This is a genomic window from Aeromicrobium marinum DSM 15272 (genome assembly GCF_000160775.2).
GTDB classification, from domain to species: domain Bacteria; phylum Actinomycetota; class Actinomycetes; order Propionibacteriales; family Nocardioidaceae; genus Aeromicrobium; species Aeromicrobium marinum.
Genome location: NZ_CM001024.1, coordinates 967,589 through 984,259, shown reverse-complemented (window position 1 = coordinate 984,259; position 16,671 = coordinate 967,589). Strand labels below are relative to the sequence as shown.

17 protein-coding genes, 4 tRNA genes and 1 riboswitch are annotated in these 16,671 nt (G+C 69.6%); of the genes, 11 read left to right on the top strand and 10 right to left on the bottom strand.

The window, feature by feature from the left end:
• The first annotated feature begins 210 nt into the window (after positions 1-210).
• Positions 211-1,173 (top strand): hypothetical protein, encoded by a 963-nt coding sequence (locus tag HMPREF0063_RS05140; RefSeq protein ID WP_040320113.1) that lies wholly within the window; start codon positions 211-213, stop codon positions 1,171-1,173.
• 85 nt (positions 1,174-1,258) lie between these two features.
• On the opposite strand, the gene thrS is transcribed toward HMPREF0063_RS05140, so the two are convergent.
• From thrS to HMPREF0063_RS05125, 3 genes are all read right to left on the bottom strand, one after another.
• The gene (thrS, locus tag HMPREF0063_RS05135; RefSeq protein WP_007077589.1) at positions 1,259-3,244 is read right to left on the bottom strand and encodes a threonine--tRNA ligase; all 1,986 of its coding nucleotides are present in this window, start codon (positions 3,242-3,244) and stop codon (positions 1,259-1,261) included.
• A gap of 78 nt (positions 3,245-3,322) precedes the next feature.
• Entirely contained in the window at positions 3,323-3,811 is a 489-nt protein-coding gene (locus HMPREF0063_RS05130) for a GNAT family N-acetyltransferase (RefSeq protein ID WP_007077588.1), read from the bottom strand.
• Entirely contained in the window at positions 3,808-5,544 is a 1,737-nt protein-coding gene (locus tag HMPREF0063_RS05125; protein ID WP_007077587.1) for an FAD-dependent oxidoreductase, read from the bottom strand. Before HMPREF0063_RS05125 ends, HMPREF0063_RS05130 begins: the two co-directional genes overlap by 4 nt.
• Positions 5,545-5,600: 56 nt before the next feature.
• Between HMPREF0063_RS05125 and HMPREF0063_RS05120 the strand changes: the two genes are divergently transcribed.
• The 4 genes from HMPREF0063_RS05120 to HMPREF0063_RS05105 all read left to right on the top strand — a co-directional run bounded on the left by HMPREF0063_RS05120 (position 5,601) and on the right by HMPREF0063_RS05105 (position 8,857).
• Positions 5,601-6,209: a TetR/AcrR family transcriptional regulator gene (locus HMPREF0063_RS05120; protein WP_007077586.1), complete on the top strand. Its 609-nt coding sequence runs from the start codon at positions 5,601-5,603 to the stop codon at positions 6,207-6,209.
• Positions 6,206-7,627 carry a flavin-containing monooxygenase gene (locus HMPREF0063_RS05115; RefSeq protein WP_007077585.1) on the top strand — a complete coding sequence of 474 codons (1,422 nt, stop codon included), beginning with the start codon at positions 6,206-6,208 and terminating at the stop codon, positions 7,625-7,627. Before HMPREF0063_RS05120 ends, HMPREF0063_RS05115 begins: the two co-directional genes overlap by 4 nt.
• Positions 7,618-8,220 (top strand): acetoacetate decarboxylase family protein, encoded by a 603-nt coding sequence (locus HMPREF0063_RS05110; RefSeq protein ID WP_007077584.1) that lies wholly within the window; start codon positions 7,618-7,620, stop codon positions 8,218-8,220. Before HMPREF0063_RS05115 ends, HMPREF0063_RS05110 begins: the two co-directional genes overlap by 10 nt.
• A 121-nt stretch (positions 8,221-8,341) precedes the next feature.
• Positions 8,342-8,857, top strand: a complete 516-nt coding sequence (locus HMPREF0063_RS05105) for a hypothetical protein (protein ID WP_007077583.1) — start codon at positions 8,342-8,344, stop codon at positions 8,855-8,857.
• Positions 8,858-8,926: 69 nt separating this feature from the next.
• Here HMPREF0063_RS05105 and HMPREF0063_RS05100 read toward each other — a convergent pair whose 3' ends face one another.
• Complete coding sequence (locus HMPREF0063_RS05100; RefSeq protein ID WP_007077582.1) at positions 8,927-9,607, bottom strand: hypothetical protein; 681 nt, start codon at positions 9,605-9,607, stop codon at positions 8,927-8,929.
• A 224-nt stretch (positions 9,608-9,831) separates the two neighbouring features.
• Here HMPREF0063_RS05100 and HMPREF0063_RS05095 point away from each other — a divergent pair, with 224 nt between their 5' ends.
• Together HMPREF0063_RS05095 and HMPREF0063_RS05090 are read left to right on the top strand one after the other, a co-directional pair.
• On the top strand, positions 9,832-10,116 hold the full coding sequence (locus tag HMPREF0063_RS05095) for a hypothetical protein (protein WP_007077581.1): 285 nt from the start codon (positions 9,832-9,834) through the stop codon (positions 10,114-10,116).
• Positions 10,117-10,134: 18 nt separating this feature from the next.
• Positions 10,135-10,198, top strand: a riboswitch (guanidine-III (ykkC-III) riboswitch).
• Positions 10,199-10,209: 11 nt separating this feature from the next.
• Positions 10,210-10,533: a DMT family transporter gene (locus HMPREF0063_RS05090; RefSeq protein ID WP_040320556.1), complete on the top strand. Its 324-nt coding sequence runs from the start codon at positions 10,210-10,212 to the stop codon at positions 10,531-10,533.
• Positions 10,534-10,784: 251 nt separating this feature from the next.
• On the opposite strand, the gene HMPREF0063_RS16550 is transcribed toward HMPREF0063_RS05090, so the two are convergent.
• The 4 genes from HMPREF0063_RS16550 to HMPREF0063_RS05070 all read right to left on the bottom strand — a co-directional run bounded on the left by HMPREF0063_RS16550 (position 10,785) and on the right by HMPREF0063_RS05070 (position 13,245).
• Positions 10,785-11,384, bottom strand: coding sequence for a hypothetical protein (locus HMPREF0063_RS16550; protein WP_156794043.1), 600 nt, complete (start codon positions 11,382-11,384; stop codon positions 10,785-10,787).
• Positions 11,385-11,990: 606 nt separating this feature from the next.
• On the bottom strand, positions 11,991-12,188 hold the full coding sequence (locus HMPREF0063_RS05080; protein WP_007077578.1) for a hypothetical protein: 198 nt from the start codon (positions 12,186-12,188) through the stop codon (positions 11,991-11,993).
• 94 nt (positions 12,189-12,282) lie between these two features.
• A tRNA-Val gene (locus HMPREF0063_RS05075) sits at positions 12,283-12,354 on the bottom strand.
• Positions 12,355-12,411: 57 nt separating this feature from the next.
• On the bottom strand, positions 12,412-13,245 hold the full coding sequence (locus HMPREF0063_RS05070) for an aminotransferase class IV (protein WP_007077577.1): 834 nt from the start codon (positions 13,243-13,245) through the stop codon (positions 12,412-12,414).
• 82 nt (positions 13,246-13,327) lie between these two features.
• On the opposite strand from HMPREF0063_RS05070, the gene HMPREF0063_RS05065 reads away from it, so the two are divergent.
• The 3 genes from HMPREF0063_RS05065 to HMPREF0063_RS05055 all read left to right on the top strand — a co-directional run bounded on the left by HMPREF0063_RS05065 (position 13,328) and on the right by HMPREF0063_RS05055 (position 13,593).
• Positions 13,328-13,399: transfer RNA gene (locus HMPREF0063_RS05065), tRNA-Gly, on the top strand.
• Between the two features lie 25 nt (positions 13,400-13,424).
• A tRNA-Cys gene (locus HMPREF0063_RS05060) sits at positions 13,425-13,495 on the top strand.
• A gap of 23 nt (positions 13,496-13,518) precedes the next feature.
• A tRNA-Val gene (locus HMPREF0063_RS05055) sits at positions 13,519-13,593 on the top strand.
• Positions 13,594-13,639: 46 nt separating this feature from the next.
• On the opposite strand, the gene HMPREF0063_RS05050 is transcribed toward HMPREF0063_RS05055, so the two are convergent.
• Positions 13,640-14,941, bottom strand: coding sequence for a lipase family protein (locus HMPREF0063_RS05050; RefSeq protein WP_007077576.1), 1,302 nt, complete (start codon positions 14,939-14,941; stop codon positions 13,640-13,642).
• A gap of 114 nt (positions 14,942-15,055) precedes the next feature.
• Between HMPREF0063_RS05050 and HMPREF0063_RS15665 the strand changes: the two genes are divergently transcribed.
• Complete coding sequence (locus tag HMPREF0063_RS15665) at positions 15,056-15,715, top strand: DUF2238 domain-containing protein (protein ID WP_007077575.1); 660 nt, start codon at positions 15,056-15,058, stop codon at positions 15,713-15,715.
• Here HMPREF0063_RS15665 and HMPREF0063_RS05040 read toward each other — a convergent pair.
• Positions 15,699-16,586 carry a YihY/virulence factor BrkB family protein gene (locus HMPREF0063_RS05040; protein WP_007077574.1) on the bottom strand — a complete coding sequence of 296 codons (888 nt, stop codon included), beginning with the start codon at positions 16,584-16,586 and terminating at the stop codon, positions 15,699-15,701. The two genes, HMPREF0063_RS15665 and HMPREF0063_RS05040, sit on opposite strands and share 17 nt — an antisense overlap.
• Between the last annotated feature and the right edge of the window lie 85 nt (positions 16,587-16,671).

The following is a 16,671-nucleotide window of genomic DNA, read 5'->3' as shown; positions in this document are numbered from 1 at the left end:
CCACCCTCCACCGCCCCGGGGCGGTAGGTGAGCAACCCTTCCCTCATGACGGCGGTGGGTGAGGTACCGAATCAGCCCTCCATTCGGTTGCTCACCTACCGCCCGTGACCGAACCACGGCGGATGTCCACAGGTTTGCCGGTGCGACAGCGTGTCCACCGACCTCGTCCGCCCTGTGGCGACCGGCCGTCGAGATGTCGAGGCTGGCGCCATGCCACGTCGCCCCTGCATCCCGGACGCCCTGATGGTGCGGCCCTTCACCCGCGGCGAGGCCCTCGCCCTCGGCCTGACCGCTCGCCAGCTGCAGGGACGCGAGTTCCGGCAGCTCTTCCCCCGTGTGTGGGTGTGGACCGGGCTGGCGATGAGCGAGCTCGACTGGATCGTGGCCGCGGACCTGTCCATGCCCGACCACGCCCACCTCAGCCATGCCACCCGCCTGCACCGCCTGGGACTCGACGTCGGGCCGCGCCGCCCCCTTCACTTCACCGCGGTCGGCGACCTGCATCGCACCCACGACGACATCTTCCTCCACCGGGCCGTGGTCCTGCCTCCCCCCGACGAGCACGGGGTGACCCCGACGGCGGCCTTCATCGGGCTCGCGTCCACCGCCCGGGTGCTGGACCTGGTGGTAGCCGGCGACTGGCTCCTGCACCACGGTCACATGACGCTTCCTGGCCTGCGCGAACTCGCCCGTCACCACGACTGGCGTCCGGGAGCTGCGGCTGCCGCGGCCGTGACCACACACCTCGACGGACGGTCCCGGTCGCCCAAGGAGTCGGAGTCCCGGGCCGTCGTCCGGTTCGCCGGCCTGCCCGATCCCGTCGTGAACGCGCGACTGGACGACGACCCGGCCGGACCGATCGGCGATCTCTGGTGGCCGCGGTGGCGCACCGTCCTGGAGTACGAGGGTCGTCAGCACATCGGGGACGTCGGCCAGTTCAACACCGACATCGCCCGGTACGCATGGATGCGTCGTCATGACGTCGCGTACCTGCAGGTGACCCACGAGATGCTGCGTCACCCGCGGGCACTCGCCACCGCCGTGCACCAACTCCTGCGCACCCGCGGCTACCCGGGGCTTGCGCCGGTGTTCGGCGACCATTGGGACTCGCTGTTCCAGCCATCGAGGCGCCCCACGTCGCGTCGTCACCCCCACTCGGTCGGCGGTAGGTGAGGTACCGAATCACTCCTCCATTCGGTTGCCCACCTACCGCCGCACCAGCGGAAGGGTTGCTCACCTACCGCCCGCGGGGGTGGGGTCAGACCTGGACGCGGTCGCGCACTGCGGCCACGATCCGTTCGATCGCCTCGTCCAGCGCGACACCGTTGTCCTGCTCGCCGTTGCGGTAGCGGAACGACACGGCGCCGCCGTCGATGTCGTTGTCGCCGGCGAGCAGCATGAACGGCACCTTCTGGGTCTGGGCGTTGCGGATCTTCTTCTGCATCCGCTCGTCGGAGTGGTCGACCTCGGCGCGGATGCCGAGGGCCCTGAGCCGGGCCGTCAGGTTCACCAGGTAGTCGGCGTGCCGCTCGGCCACCGGGATCCCGACGACCTGGACCGGCGCCAGCCACGGAGGGAACGCGCCGGCGTAGTGCTCCACCAGCACGCCCATGAACCGTTCGATCGAGCCGAACTTCGCGGAGTGGATCATCACGGGCTGCCGGCGCGAACCGTCGGCCGCCACGTACTCCAGGTTGAACCGCTCGGGCGACGGCTGGTTGAAGTCGTACTGGATCGTCGACATCTGCCAGGACCGACCGATCGCATCGCGGGCCTGCACCGAGACCTTCGGTCCGTAGTAGGCCGCTCCGCCCGGGTCGGGGACGAGCTCGAGCCCGCTCTCGAGGCACACGTCCTCCAGCACCTTCGTGGCGGTCGCCCAGTCCTCGTCGGAGCCGATGAACTTGTCCTTGCTGGCGTCGCGTGTCGAGAGCTCGAGGTAGAAGTCGTCGAGACCGAAGTCACGCAGCAGGCTGAGCACGAACTGCAGCAGGTGCCGGATCTCGCCGGGCGCCTGCTCGGGGGTCACGTACGAGTGGGAGTCGTCCTGGGCGAAGCCGCGGACGCGGGTGAGCCCGTGGATGACGCCGGACTTCTCGTTGCGGTAGACGTGCCCGAACTCGAAGAATCGCAGCGGCAGCTCACGGTAGGAGCGGCCGCGCGAACGGAAGATCAGGTTGTGCATGGGGCAGTTCATGGCCTTGAGCCGGTAGTCGCTGCCGTCGACATCGAGCGCCGGGAACATGCCCTCGCCGTAGTACGGCAGATGGCCGGAGGTGTGGAACAGTCCCTCCTTGGCGATGTGGGGGGTGCCGACGTACTCGAACCCCTCCTCGATGTGCCGGCGGCGGACGTAGTCCTCCATCTCACGCTTGATCACCCCGCCCCGGGGGTGGAACACCGGCAACCCCGAGCCGATCTCGTCGGGGAAGCTGAACAGGTCCAGCTCGGTACCGAGCCTGCGGTGGTCGCGGCGCTGCGCCTCCTCGATGCGGAACAGGTGCGCCTCGAGCGCCTCCTTGGTCGGCCACGCGGTGCCGTACAGGCGCTGCAGCTGCTTGTTCTTCTCGTCGCCGCGCCAGTACGCGGCCGCCGATCGCATCAGCGTGAACGCCGGGATGCGCTTGGTGGTCGGCAGGTGGGGCCCGCGGCACAGGTCTCCCCAGGCGACCGAACCGTCGCGCTTAAGGTTGTCGTAGATCGTCAGTCCGCCCTCGCCGACCTCGACGCCCGCACCCTCGGCGACGTCGCCGGCGGTGGACTTGAGCCCGATCAGCTCCAGCTTGTACGGCTCGTCCGCCAGCTCGACCCGGGCCTGGTCGTCGGTGACCTCGCGGCGGTCGAACTTCTGTCCCTCCTTGATGATCTTCCTCATCCGGGACTCGATCTTGACCAGGTCCTCGGGGACGAACGGCTCGGCGACGTCGAAGTCGTAGTAGAAACCGTCGGTGATCGGCGGACCGATGCCGAGCTTGGCCTCCGGGAACAGCTCCTGCACGGCCTGGGCCATCACGTGGGCCGTGGAGTGACGCAGGATGTCGAGTCCGTCGGGGCTGTCGATCGCGACCGCCTCGACCACGTCGCCCGCCTCGAGCTCGCGCGAGAGGTCCCGCAGCTCGCCGTCCACCCGGGCGGCGACGACGTCGGGCTCGTCGGCGAACAGCTGCCAGATCCGCGTGCCGGGCTCCACCGTCCTGGCGTCGTCTCCTGCGGCGGACCGGACGTGGATGTCGAGCTCGGACACGGGTGTTCCCTTCGATCGTGGCGGCCCCGACGGCTGGGTCGCTCTGCTTGCCCCGATGCTAACGGTCCGGACCCGCGGCTACAGGGGTCGGTGCATCACGTGCAGGCCGACGCGCCCGTGCCGCGGATGCTCGAACGCCTCCGGCACCGTGCCGATGATCGCGAACCCGAGCGAGGTCCAGAGCGCCACCGCCGCGGTGTTGGTCTCGACCACCGCGTTGAACTGCAGCGCGGCGAAACCGTCGGCACGCGCGGCCCGGACGACGTGCTCGCCGAGTGCCCGGCCGACACCCTGACCGCCGGCCCCGGGCGCGACCACGAAGCTGGCGTTGGCCACGTGGGCGCCTCGGCCGATCCGGTTCGGGCCGAAGTCCGCGACCCCCAGGACGGCTCCGTCGTCGGTCGTGGCCACGACGGTGCGCCAGCCGGGGTTCTCCACCCACATCGCCCGCAGCTGCGGCTCGCTGATGTCGGCGGGCCAGTCGTAGGTCTCGCCCTGCTCGGCCACCGATCGCAGGATCGCGTGGACTGCGGGCCAGTCGTCCGCGACCAGGTCACGCAGGATCATGCCTCGACGGTATCGGCCTCCCGCGTCCCGACCGGGCGGACCGTGGGCATCGGCAGGAGGAGCGCCGCGGGGGCACCCGCCGGCACCACCGGGCTGACCGGCGCCACCGGGTCGACGCGCCGGTAGGGCTCACCCAGTGCAGGCCGACTGTCGGCCTCGCCGCGGTTGGGCCACAGCGCCGTCGCCCGCTCGGCCTGGGCCGTGATGGTCAACGACGGGTTGACGCCGAGGTTCGCGGAGATGGCCGACCCGTCGGTGACGTGCAGCCCCTCGTAGCCGAAGACGCGCTGGTACGGGTCGATGACGCCCTCCTCCGCGGAGGTGCCGATGACGCAGCCACCGATGAAGTGGGCGGTCATCGGGATGCCGGCCAGGTCTGCGGTCGAGCTGCCCGCGTTGCCACCGATCCGTGCGGCGAGGTCGCGCGCGACCCGGTTGGCCATCGGGATCCAGCGGGGGTTCGGCTCGCCGACACCCTGCTTGCTGGTCATCCGCCGGCCGAACAGCCCGCGCTTGAGATAGGTGGTGATCGAGTTGTCCAGGGTCTGCATCACCAGCACGACGATGGACTGCTCGGCCCAGCGGCGGGGGTTGTGGATGGCGATCGCCCGGCGCAGGCCGAGCGCCCGGTAGGCCTTCCACACCGCACGCAGCTGCGAGCCCCCGTGGCCTCCGTCGACCAGCGGCGCGTTGATCAGGCCCAGGGCGCTCGAGCCGTTGCCGTACCGGCAGACCTCGACGTGGGTGTGTTCGTCGGGGTGGAACGACGCCGTGATGGCGACGCCCGGGGTGAAGTCGGCGTCCTTGTTCATCGAGCGGGCGGTGAGGACGGCCTCGGAGTTGGTGCGGCTCTGCTCGCCGATCCGCGCGGAGAGCCGCGGCAGGGAGGAGGCCCTCAGGCGGTGCAACAGCTGCTGGGTGTTCAGCGCGTTGCCCGCGAACACCACCTGCTCCGCCGTGATCGTGCGGCGCCGCAGCGGGTTGCCGGTGCGGCGGGTCCGCACGTCGTAGCCGCCGCCCGGGCGTGGCCGGACGTCGGTGACCGTCGTCATCGCGAGCACCTCGGCGCCGGCGGACTCCGCCAGGTGCAGGTAGTTCTTGACCAGGGTGTTCTTGGCGTTGTGCCGGCAACCCGTCATGCAGGCGCCGCAGTCGATGCAGGCGTTGCGGTCAGGACCGACGCCACCGAAGAACGGGTCGGAGACCGGCGCACCGGGGTCCACGCCGTGGTCGTGGCCGAAGAGCACGCCGACGTCGGTCGTGTGGAACGTGTCCTCGACCCCGTAGTCACGCGCCAGCGCCCGCAGCTGGTCGTCGGCCGGGGTCGAGCCCCGGACAGTCGTCACGCCGAGCATCTTCTTGGCCTGCGCGTAGTGCGGGGCGAGCTCGCTCTTCCAGTCAGTGATGTGGGCCCACTGCCGGTCGCGGTAGAAGGGGTCGAGCGGCTCGTAGAGCGTGTTGGCGTAGCCCAGCGAGCCGCCGCCCACGCCGGTGCCGCTGGCGATCAGCACGTTGCGCAGCAGGGTGATCCGCATGATCCCGAAGCACCGCGCCCAGGGCGCCCACAGGTACTGGCGGGCGCGCCAGTTGTTCTTGGGCAGCTCGTCGTCGGCGAACCGGCGTCCGGCCTCGACCACCGCGACCCGGTAGCCCTTCTCGGTCAACCGCAGGGCGGCGACACTGCCGCCGAAGCCCGAACCCACCACCAGGACGTCGTAGTCATGCGTGCTCATGACACGCACCCTACCCCGTTGTTGACACTCTGCCAATAGCCGGTCATGATCGGTCCATGCCCCCTGCTTCCGCCGGCACGGTCCGTGACGCCGTCCGCCACCGCCTCGAGCCGGAGACCCGGCAGCGCCAGATCATCGAGGCGGCCCGCGGCCTGTACGCCGAGCGGCCCTACGACGAGATCTCGATGACCGAGCTCGCTGCCGCCGCCGGAGTGGCCCGCGGCCTGATCAACCACTACTTCGGCTCCAAGCGTGAGCTGTTCCTGGCCGTCATGCGCGACTCCATCTCCATGCCCGAGCGCGAGCTGCCCGAGATGGAGGGTCTCGACCTGCCGGCACGGGTTCGCCTCACGATCGACTGGATCCTGGAGGCCGCCGCCACCTACGGCCACGCGTGGGTCAGCGTGTCGGGCGCCGTCAACCTGCACGGCAGCGACGACCTGCAGGCCGTCGTCGACGAGGCCGACGACCGGGCGGCCCGGCTCACCCTGGACGCCCTGGGCCTGCCCGACGACGCCCACCTGCGGGCGCGCCTGCGCCCGATCGCCGCGCTGACCAAGGCCGTCTGCCGCGAGTGGCTGCAGCGCGGCACCATGACGCGCGACGAAGCCCTCGACCTGCTCAGCGACACCGTCATCCTCGTGGTCGGAAAGGACCGTCAATGACCTCCATCGGCATCATCGGCTCGGGATTCGGGGCCATCGGCACCGCCGTCGAGCTCACCCGCGCCGGCCACGACGACGTGCGCCTGTGGGAGCGGTCCGACGACCTGGGCGGCGTCTGGCGCGACAACACCTACCCGGGGGCCGGCTGCGACGTGCCCTCCCCGCTGTACTCCTACTCCTTCGCGGTCAACACCGCGTGGTCGCGCCGCTACGCCCTGCAGCCGGAGATCCACGACTACCTCGCGCGGGTCGCCGACGACTTCGGGATCCGGCCGTGCATCCGCTTCGGCCACGAGGTCGTGTCGGCGCACTGGCAGGAGGCCGACTCGCAGTGGGAGGTCGGTTTCGCCTCCGGCGCCACCGAGCGGGTCGACATCCTCATCAGCGCCGTGGGCCAGCTGTCCGAACCGCGCCTCCCGGCGATCCCGGGCATCGAGGACTTCGCCGGCACCTCGTTCCACTCCGCGCGCTGGGACCACGACGCCGATCTGGACGGCAAGCGGATCGCCGCCGTCGGCATCGGCGCCAGCGCGATCCAGTACGTGCCGCACCTGGCCGAGCGGGCCGAGCAGCTGACCCTGTTCCAACGCTCGGCGAACTACATCCTGCCCAAGCCCGACGGCCCCCTCCCCCGCTGGTACCGGGCGATGACCCGCCTGGAGCGCGGCGTCTGGTGGTTCTTCGGCGAGCAGTTCTCCCGCGGGCTCGACGACCACTCCCGCGTGGGTCGGGTCAACCGCAAGGTGGCCCTCGAGCACCTGCGACGGGGCGTGCCCGACCCGGAGCTGCGGCGGACGCTGACGCCGGACTACCCCATCGGCTGCAAGCGAATCCTGTTCTCCAACAACTTCTACCGGACCGTCAGCCGCCCGGACGTCGACGTCGTGGGTGACCGCATCACCCGGATCACCCCGACCGGCGTGGAGACCGCCGACGGCACGCACCACGAGGTCGACGCGATCGTCTACGGCACCGGCTTCGACGCCCAAGACTTCCTGTCGTCGATCGACGTGATCGGTCCCGGCGGTCGGAGGCTGGCCGAGCAGTGGTCCGAGGGCGCGCACGCCTACCTCGGCATGTACGTCCCCGGCTTCCCCAACCTGCTCGTCTCCTACGGCCCGAACACCAACCTCGGCGGCGGGTCGATCATCTACATGCTGGAGGCCCAGGCACGACACATGCGCCAGGTGGTCGACCGTCTGGTCGCCGAGCGACACCGAACGGTGGAGGTGCGCGCCGAGGTCGAGGCCGAGTTCGACCGGTCGCTGCAGGCACGCCTCGCCACCTCGGTCTGGGGCAACTGCGACAGCTGGTACCGCCACCCGTCGGGGCGCATCACCTCGAACTGGCCCGGCGCGACCCACCCGTACGCCCGCCGCACCCGTCAGCTGGAGCCCGAGGAGTTCGCATGGACGTGACCTACCCCGCAGAGCCGTGGCACCTCGTCGGCACCAACGCCGTCGGCGTGTTCCTGCTGCCGACAGGCGTCGCCCCTCCGCCCCACTCGCCCCGCACCAAGCCGCTGCGGGTCTTCGGGCGGTGCATCGTCGGGGTCGCGTTCTTCCGGTACGAGGAGCCCAGCCCGCTGACCTACGGCGAGATCATGTCGACCGTGCTCGTCCGTGACGGGTGGAGGCTGCGGGTGTCGATCACCCACATCTGGGTCGACTCCCCCGCGTCGATGGCCGGCGGTCGAGAGCTGTGGGCCATCCCGAAGGACCTGGCGCCGTTCGAGATCGACCCCGAGCGCCGCTGGACATCACCGGAGATCGCGAGCCTCGACGTCGACCGGGTGCGCAGGGCCCCGTTCGCCGTCCCGGTCGCCTTCACGATCGGTCAGGACCGTGACGGCGAGCTGCTCGTCACGCCCGTGTCGGGCCGGGCCCGGCTCGCCCTGCACCGCGGCACCTGGTCGTTCCGGACCGACGGCCCGCTCGGGTTCCTCGCCGGCCGGCGACCGCTGGTCTCGCTGGCGATGTCACCGTTCCGGCTGCGTTTCGGCCGGAACTGATCAGGTCGAGCGGCGACACGGCGGCTCGAAAGGACCACCTTCGACGGCGTTCGTCCATACCGCCCTGATCAGTCCCAGCGCTCTGCCAGTCTCCGACGGACACCCACCCATCGGAGGAACCATGACCGCTGCACCCCCGCCCCCGCCCGGCCAGCCGTACGCCCAGCCCGCGAAGAAGCGCCGCACGGGACGGACGATCCTGTTCGTCCTCCTCGGCCTCATGGCCTTCGGGCTGGTCAGCTGCGTCGCGTTGGCCGCGGTGTTCGTGAACGAGGTCGACGAGGTCGTGCAGGAGTCCGAGGCCCAGGACGCCGCTCCCGGCGGACCCGACAACCCTCTGGCGATCACGCCCGGTGAGGCGTTCTCCGTGGCGGGCTTCGACTACCAGCCCGGGTGGAGCGTCGGGGCGGACGTCTTCGGCCTCATCGAGATCCGCGACCTGCGGGTCCAGAACAACCGCCCCGACCAGGACGGGGCGATCGTGGAGGTCCGGTTCATGCGCGGTCAGGAGGTGGTCGGTCTGAGCAACTGCACGACCGAGCAGATCCCGGTCGGACAGATCACGTCGCTCTCGTGCCTCAGCGGCGACGACTTCACCGACGCCTACGACACCATCACGATCCGCGACACCTTCTGATCGCGGACGACGACGGCGGACCGGGCCAGTGGCCCAGTCCGCCGTCGTGGCTCACCCAACCGGGAGAGATCAGTTGCCGTCGTCACCCGAGGTGGTGTTGACGGTGATCGTGGCGATCCCGACGAGCAGGTCCTCGGTGACCGCGTCGGTGCCGAAGGTCGAGTTCAGCAGTCCGGCGGCGACCGGGCTGACGTAGACCTCGGTGCCCTGGAGGACGGCGGTGTCCCCCTGCACGTCGAGCGGGTTCAAGGTGCTGCCGTTCAGGGTGAAGATGTAGGCGCTGGACGCGACGAGCTCACCGTTGACCGACACGTCGCCGTAGACGCGCGAGACGCCCGGATCGACGTTGAGGTTGGTGATCTCGACCGTGATGTCACCGGCCGACAGGGAGAAGCCGGATCCCTCGTGCTGGACCTGACCGATGACGTACGGCGAGGCGGTGCCCGGGGTGAAGTAGGTGACGTTGCCGCCGGTGATCGGGAAGACGAGCGAGCCGTCGACCAGCTCACCGTCGCCCACCGTGCCGGGGGTCAGACCGAGGCTCTCGAGCGCACCGGCGAACCCGGCGTCCAGCAGGACGGCGGTGTCCTCACCGGTGAGCGCGGTGATCTCGGCGACGACCTCGGACGAGTTCGACACGGTCGCGTCGTCGCCATCGTCGGAGGAGCTGCAGGCCGCCAGCGGCAGCGATGCGATCGCGGCGACGGCGATGCCCGCGAAGACCTTCTTGCGTGAGGTGAATGTACTCATGGTGAGTCCCTTCTCTTTCTGATCATGTGGGCGTCTTGCCACTGGTACTTCGCCACGGCCGGGGGGCAATGATGGGTCGCCTTCACGGGGAGGGCGCCCCCGAACCCGTGGAACCCCTGCGATGCGAGTCAGGAAGTTGCACCAAGAAACTTTTTCGTCGGGCCCGACGAGCGGCCTCGCGGTCACGCGACTCACCACGGTCGAACGCATGTTCTACTAGGGAGATGGATCTGCCCCCCGGCACCCGGGCCGGCCATGCGGCGAACCCCACCGACCCGCCGGCCGTCGAGGTCCCCGGGCTGCCCAGGACCTACCACGTGTGGGTCAACCTCGACGGTCACGTGTCCCGGCGGCCGACCGTCGAGTACCCGGGACTGGTGCTGGCGTGGCGCCGCGGCGGCCGGGCCGGCTGGGAGGCCCAGGTCATCTGGGTGACGCCCGGCCCGGCCAGGTCGTCGGACTCCGCGCACCTCGGCTGGCTGCCGGTGCACCAGATCCGGCCCGGCTGAGCGCGGTACCGTCGTCCCACGGTGCGAACGGCGCCGCCGGACGAGGACGACCCGTACCCGGACAGCGACAAGACGGGCCGCGAGGAGTTCGTCATGGCCTGGATCGTGCTCATTGTCTCGGGAGTGCTGGAGGCGGTGTGGGCCACCGCGCTCGGCCGCTCGGAGGGCTTCACCCGGCTCGCCCCCAGCGCGGTCTTCGCCGTCGCGCTGGCGCTCAGCATGGCCGGGCTCGCCTGGGCCATGCGCGACATCCCCGTGGGGACGGCCTACGCGGTGTGGGTCGGCATCGGCGCGTCGCTGACGGTCGTCTGGTCGATGTCGACCGGCGGGGAGACCGTGTCGGCGGTCAAGATCGCCCTCGTGCTCGGCCTCGTGGGCTGCGTCGTCGGCCTCAAGCTGGTCGGCGACCCGCACTGAGGCGGCGGAGCTGCTGGGTGGGCGTGGTGGTGCGCTCGTCCGCCAAACTTGGCAGCGAGGATGCGGTCGGGTACGGGGCGTGTATGGAGGAACAGCCTGACAATCAGGGGTCAAAGCACAACCGTTATGAAAAATGCGCCAGCAAGCAGCCCGACGGCAACAACGGCGGCCCTTCGCCGGGTTCTTGCCGTAGTCGAGATCGGCTGGCGTCCCATCGGTGGCACTGGTTGCTGATCTTCTCCAGAAGAAGGTCAGGGACTTGGCCGCGAGATCGACCACTGCTTCGGCTCGACGCGTCTCTCAAAAGTGGTGCCATTGAAGGTCACCGATCGCAGGCCCACCTGGACCGCCTTCGCAAGGACGGCCACCAGAATGAGCAGCGAACCCAGAGTGGAGATTATTGAACCTGCGAGAATGTTGGCAACGCCGTCGTCCGAGTAGCCCTGGTCGACGAAATCCACTCCAGCGGCGATGAAGAATCCGCCAACAATGACGAGCACTAGCCCGCCAATGAACCAAACTGAGAGCCAAGTGGCAACATTCGTGAGCTTTGCGGGTCGAGCGTTCACACTAGGTAGCGAGCCCTCCGGTTCGGCCGTACCTGACTTAACGGCCCAGTCCGGTCGCAGCGTCCTCCTTGAATCACGCGCCTTTCGGTAGCCCAGAACCGCGCCAGCCACTATCGACGGCAGTACCACCAAAGCAGCCAAAATCTCGATCGTGGTCACGCCGAGCAGTTCGGATGGGTCTACGCGAAAGGATGCCAACAGAACGTCGATCGGAAGCGCGATGAGAGTTCCGGCAATCCATCCCACCAATGCGCCGACGACAGCGAAGATGAGCCGCTTCATGGCCGCCACTGTATCCGTCGCGTTCCTTCCGCGGCTGCGCTCTGCGCAAGCCGCGCAAGGGTCGCGGCCTGGGCAGGTCCGAGCGGGAGCCGTTCGCTGTTCGTCGGCCGTTCGGCAACAGTCAGCGTGTGACGCGTACGTGGATCGAGGGCTGACCGCGGGCTGTTGCCTCGGGTGGCACCTGCTCACTCCCACCAGTCGGGCAGGACGGCGATAGTTGGATTTCCGGCGACTCAGGGGTCCTCTGAACGATCAGGGGACCCGTTCTGCCGGAGCGGCGCTGCGACGCAGGCTTGACCACCAGAGGAGCTGGTCTCTGTTCGGGCGCACCAATACCGACGCAGAATCGATGACGACAACCGCACCGTGGGATTCGAGTACGGGACTTCGTGGGTCACGAGACACATGTGCCGCAAGCCGCAGGCAGGCCTGCGTTTCTTTGCCGTTGCCGCACATGAAGAAGGACTCGAGGTGTCAGAGGTGGAGTCGTAAGACCCGCTGCAAGCAAGGAATCGATGGGGCCGCAAGGGGTGGCCGATTGCAGGCGCGCCCCCCGACTGGGAGATCTTGCCCTCCGAGATCGACCGGGAAGTCGAAGCCGAGCTCTCAGACAGCGATGTCCATCGCGACGTCGGGACTGGCCAGAGACTTGCCATGCGCCGACAGATCGCGGTCTAGCTGCCACTGGGAGTCGGTTCGCTGCATCCGAGCGTGGCGCGTCACAGAGTTCGCGTTCGGCCGCCGGTGCTGGCCGTCACCAGTCGTGCCGACGCCGCACCCGGTGGGGCAGTGGATGGCGCTCATAGCAGTCTCCTCTTCTCGTTTGCTGTTGCACGTGGCCAGAAACGAGAACAGTCCCTGACCGCGTTTCCGCTGGTCAGAGACTGTTTCTGCTGGGTGGGCGATACTGGGTTCGAACCAGTGACCTCTTCGGTGTGAACGAAGCGCGCTACCACTGCGCCAATCGCCCCTGCGGGGCAACATTAGCCCACCTCGGCCGGTCGCCGTGGCACGGGCCCCGGTCGCGCTAGGGGTCCGTCGAGCGGGCGGCCTCGCGGGCCCAGATCTCCTGCGCCTGCCGGGTGACCGGACCCGGCGCGGCCAGCTCGCGGTCGTCGACCCGGGCGATGGCCTGCACGTCACGGGTCGTCCCCACCAGGATCACCTCGTCGGCAGCCTGCAGGACCTCGACCGGCGCGTCGACCTCGGCCACGTCGAGCTCTCCCGCGCACCACTGCAGCACCAAGGCACGCGTGACTCCCGCCAGGCAGCCGGAGGCGAGCGTCGGGGTGATGAGCCGCTCCCCCACCACGTAGAAGATGTTCGACCCGGTCCCCTCGCAGAGCAGCCCCTGCGTGTTCGGCATGACGGCTTCGGAGGCGCCGTGCCGGCGGGCGTGCTCCACCATCACCGCGTTCTCGGCGTACGACGTGGTCTTCAGGCCGGCCAGCGCGCCTCGCTCGTTGCGCGGCCACCCGACGGTGACGAGGGCGCTGACCGATGGCGGCCGCTCGCAGGGCTCGGTGACGACGATCAGGGTGGGTCCGGCGTCTCCACGGGGTGATCCCAGCGGCCCCGGTCCCGAGGTGACGGTGATGCGGATGCGACCGAACGGCAGGTCCTGGCCGTCGAGCGTCGCGGCGACCCCCTCACGGACGGCTCCGAGGTCCGGCGGGTCGATCCCCAGACCACGCGCCGAGCGCTCCAGACGGTCGAGGTGACGGGTCAGCGCGAACGGCTCGCCCGACTCGACCTTGACCGTCTCGAACACGCCGTCACCCACCACAAGACCGTGGTCGAGCACCCCGATCGCCGGGCGCTCCGGCGATTCCAACCGCTCCCCGTTCACCCATGCCAACATGGCGTCACGGTACGCCCACCCCGGTTTGAACGGCCGTCGTCGCGTGGGCTATCGTTTCGTGTCGCCCCGATTTCGGGGCAGTGCGGACATAGCTCAGTGGTAGAGCATCACCTTGCCAAGGTGAGGGTCGCGAGTTCGAATCTCGTTGTCCGCTCGGAGAGGGTTCACACCCATCCTGCGGTGGGTTGGCCGAGAGGCGAGGCAACGGACTGCAAATCCGTGTACACGGGTTCAAATCCCGTACCCACCTCGAATGTCACAACTTCACAGCACGGGCGATTGGCGCAGCGGTAGCGCGCTTCCCTGACACGGAAGAGGTCACTGGTTCAAACCCAGTATCGCCCACCACCATGAAGCCCCGGAATCCTCAGGATTCCGGGGCTTCGACGTGGAGTCAGCGGGCGAGGACCTCGAGATCCAGCGGGTTGCCCGGGGCGATCGACGCGCAGTTGTCCGGCGCCGGGATCGAGGTGAACCGCGTCGTGAGCCAGGCCAAGGCCTCCGGCAGCCACACCGCGACGGCCGTGAAGTGGCTCAGCAGGTCGTACTGGCGGTACTGCACCGTCGTGCCGTCCTCGCAGAACTGGCGGGCCAGGGTCCGCACGTCGCCGGCGATCATGACGCCGTCGCCCGGACCGATGCCGGCGGGCCCGGCCGGCGTCCCCTCGAGGATCCCGTTGGCCGCCTGGCCGATGAACATCGGGATGCCCGGGGAGTCCGCCGCTCCACGGTTGACGGCGTTGACCGACGTGACGAACTCGGGGATCGAGTTGGGGTTCACGAACTCCGGCTTCACCAGGTCCGCCCAGGTCAGGCCGGGATAGGCGCCCAGCACCTCGGCGATGGAGTCGTCCTGGATGTCCTGCAGCAGGGTCGAGCCCCGCTCGTTCAGGTAGGGCTCGAAGTCGACGTCGAACGCCCGCCCGATCCCGGCGACGGCCATGGGCGCGACGCCGGCCCAGATCGTGCTGCCCTCGATGTAGCGCAGGTTGTGCGCCGGAGCGACGAGCACGCCACCCTCGGCAGCACCGACGAGGTTGCCGGAGAGCTCGGGGGCGTAGTCCGGCTGGAGCTGGGCGGCCCAGCCGGTCGCGATGGAACCGCCGGAGTACCCGATCATCCCGACCTTGGTCCGCGCGGACAGGCCCGTCGCGGCCGTGGCCAGGGATGCCCGGATCGAGTCGAGGGTGACCGCGCCGTACTCGCGACCGGCGGCGAAGTTGGCCGTCTGCCCCTGGGTGTCGGGGATGATGACGGTGAACCCCTGCAGGAGCAGGGGGGCGATCAGCAGGGTCTCGACGTTGACGATCGCGCCGCCCGGGAACCGCTGGTTGCCGGCGATCACGCGGGACGGCTGGTCGGCAGGGTTGAGCGAGTCGTAGAACGACTGGTAGGAGACCGCCCTGCGAGGCCCGAGGGCCAGCAACGGCTGGACCACGGAGGTGACGCCCGCCGACGGCCGACCCTGCTGGTCGGTCGTGCGGAACATCAGCTGGACGGTCCTCAGCGGCAACGGGATGCCCGCGAGCCGGTAGAAGACGGTGCGGGTCTTGAAGACCTCGCCCGGCTCCGCGTCCGCGATCTCGGCGGCGGACGGCTGGGGGAACCAGTCCGTCTTCGCCGTGGCGGACGGTGCCGCGCCCATCAACCCGACGACGAGAACGACCGACAACAACCCCGCGCGCAGACGACGCATGACATCTCCCTCGTGATGTGGTGCCCGAAGGCTACTCATCAGTAGGCAGGGGGTCAATGGTCGGCGAGCCGCAGGTCCCGCGGCCCGGAACGCGCCTCGCGTAGGGTCAGGCGCGTGAACGAGCCCCGCGACGAGACCTTCGCCGAGACCCGCTACGACACGCCGCAGGTGATCCGCAGCTTCGACCTCGCCGCGAAGGCCGTCCTCATCGTGCTGCTGGCGATGGCCATCTCCAGCCCCGACCTCGGCAACATGGAGGACAAGGGGGCCGGCGCCCGGGCCGTCGGGTACCCGCTGATCTCGTTCACGATCCCGGCCCTCTGGTACGTCTTCTGGCGCGACCGGGCCTCGTTCCCCTGGATGGCGGACCTGCTCATCACCGTCACGTGCTTCACCGACATCCTCGGCAACCGCCTCGACCTGTACGACCGGGTCGTGTGGTTCGACGACTGGATGCACTTCATGAACACCGGGCTGCTGGCCGCTGCCGTCATTCTGCTGACGATGCACCACACGTCGACCCGGGTCGCCGTCGTCGAACGCGGCCTCGCCTTCGGTGTCACGGCGGCGCTGGTGTGGGAGGTCGCGGAGTACTACGCGTTCCTGAGCGTCTCTCCCGAGCGCATGAGCGCCTACGGCGACACCCTGGCCGATCTCGTCCTCGGCGGTCTCGGGTCACTCACGGCGGCGGTGGTCATCCACCTGGCGTGGCAGCGTGGGCGGCTCGTCTCGGCCGCCCCCCAGCTGGAACTGCGGTTCAGTCCGACCCGGTGACCTCGGCGCGCGGGTGGCGCAGCTCGTCGATCGCCGCGTTGATCGCGGCACCGATCAGCACCGAGATCGACAGCACGTACAACAGCAGCAGCACCGCGATGGGTGCCGCCAACGGACCGTAGATCGACGTTCCGCCGCTGCTGAACCCCAGCGCCCACCGCACGAAGTAGGCCCCCAGCACCCACATGAGCAACGTGAACGCGGCCCCGGGCAGCCCGGCGGCCCAGCTCTTCCGCTCGGGCACGGCCCAGTGGTAGAGCGAGGCGAGGAACCCCACCGACATCAGCAGCACGGCCGGCCAGTACAGGGCCGTCATGAAGGTGGCCTCGTCGGGGACCAGGGCCCGCACCACCTCCGGCCCCGCCAGCACGAGGGGAACCAGCACGATCCCGATGACCAGCGCCACCGCGTAGAGCCCGAACGACAGGGCGCGGGTCTTCACGATCCCCCGCCTGCCGCCGAGTCCGTACATGATCGTGATGGTGTCGATGAACACGTTGAGGGCGCGCGAGCCCGACCAGAGGGCCAGGACGAACCCGATGGACACCACGTCGAACCGGCCGCCCTCGAGGACCTCGTCCAGGGTCGGCGCGATCACCTGGTCCACCGTGCTCGGGGTGAGGGCCTGCGACGCCAGCTCGAGCACGCGGTCCTTGAACACCTCGACCTGCGCCACCCGGTAGCGCTCGGCGACGAACCCGATCGTGCCGGCCAGGCCGAAGATCAGCGGCGGCAGCGACAGGATCGCGAAGAACGCCGCCTCGGCCGCCAGACCGGTGACCCGGTGCCGCAGACACGTGGACACCGTGTGGGCCGCCACCTGCGCCCCGTGGTCTCGGAGGGCCGGGCGCCCGGCGCGCTCGACCGACATGGCTCCACCGTAGCGACAGCGGGCCGCTCCTCCCGGTACCTCGACGCCGCGTCCCACGTCGCGGCGACCCCGCCCCGCGTGACCG

Excerpts from the sequence above, each read along its gene's own strand:
- HMPREF0063_RS05050 (WP_007077576.1), bottom strand. The coding sequence starts at position 14,941 with ATGCGTCGTCTGCGCGCGGGGTTGTTGTCGGTCGTTCTCGTCGTCGGG.
- HMPREF0063_RS05140 (WP_040320113.1), top strand. The coding sequence starts at position 211 with ATGCCACGTCGCCCCTGCATCCCGGACGCCCTGATGGTGCGGCCCTTC.
- HMPREF0063_RS05080 (WP_007077578.1), bottom strand. The coding sequence starts at position 12,188 with ATGAGCGCCATCCACTGCCCCACCGGGTGCGGCGTCGGCACGACTGGT.
- HMPREF0063_RS05115 (WP_007077585.1), top strand. The coding sequence starts at position 6,206 with ATGACCTCCATCGGCATCATCGGCTCGGGATTCGGGGCCATCGGCACC.
- HMPREF0063_RS05095 (WP_007077581.1), top strand. The coding sequence starts at position 9,832 with ATGGATCTGCCCCCCGGCACCCGGGCCGGCCATGCGGCGAACCCCACC.
- HMPREF0063_RS05120 (WP_007077586.1), top strand. The coding sequence starts at position 5,601 with ATGCCCCCTGCTTCCGCCGGCACGGTCCGTGACGCCGTCCGCCACCGC.
- HMPREF0063_RS05130 (WP_007077588.1), bottom strand. The coding sequence starts at position 3,811 with ATGATCCTGCGTGACCTGGTCGCGGACGACTGGCCCGCAGTCCACGCG.
- HMPREF0063_RS05040 (WP_007077574.1), bottom strand. The coding sequence starts at position 16,586 with ATGTCGGTCGAGCGCGCCGGGCGCCCGGCCCTCCGAGACCACGGGGCG.
- HMPREF0063_RS05100 (WP_007077582.1), bottom strand. The coding sequence starts at position 9,607 with ATGAGTACATTCACCTCACGCAAGAAGGTCTTCGCGGGCATCGCCGTC.
- HMPREF0063_RS05105 (WP_007077583.1), top strand. The coding sequence starts at position 8,342 with ATGACCGCTGCACCCCCGCCCCCGCCCGGCCAGCCGTACGCCCAGCCC.
- HMPREF0063_RS05110 (WP_007077584.1), top strand. The coding sequence starts at position 7,618 with ATGGACGTGACCTACCCCGCAGAGCCGTGGCACCTCGTCGGCACCAAC.
- HMPREF0063_RS05070 (WP_007077577.1), bottom strand. The coding sequence starts at position 13,245 with ATGTTGGCATGGGTGAACGGGGAGCGGTTGGAATCGCCGGAGCGCCCG.
- HMPREF0063_RS16550 (WP_156794043.1), bottom strand. The coding sequence starts at position 11,384 with ATGAAGCGGCTCATCTTCGCTGTCGTCGGCGCATTGGTGGGATGGATT.
- HMPREF0063_RS05090 (WP_040320556.1), top strand. The coding sequence starts at position 10,210 with ATGGCCTGGATCGTGCTCATTGTCTCGGGAGTGCTGGAGGCGGTGTGG.
- HMPREF0063_RS05125 (WP_007077587.1), bottom strand. The coding sequence starts at position 5,544 with ATGAGCACGCATGACTACGACGTCCTGGTGGTGGGTTCGGGCTTCGGC.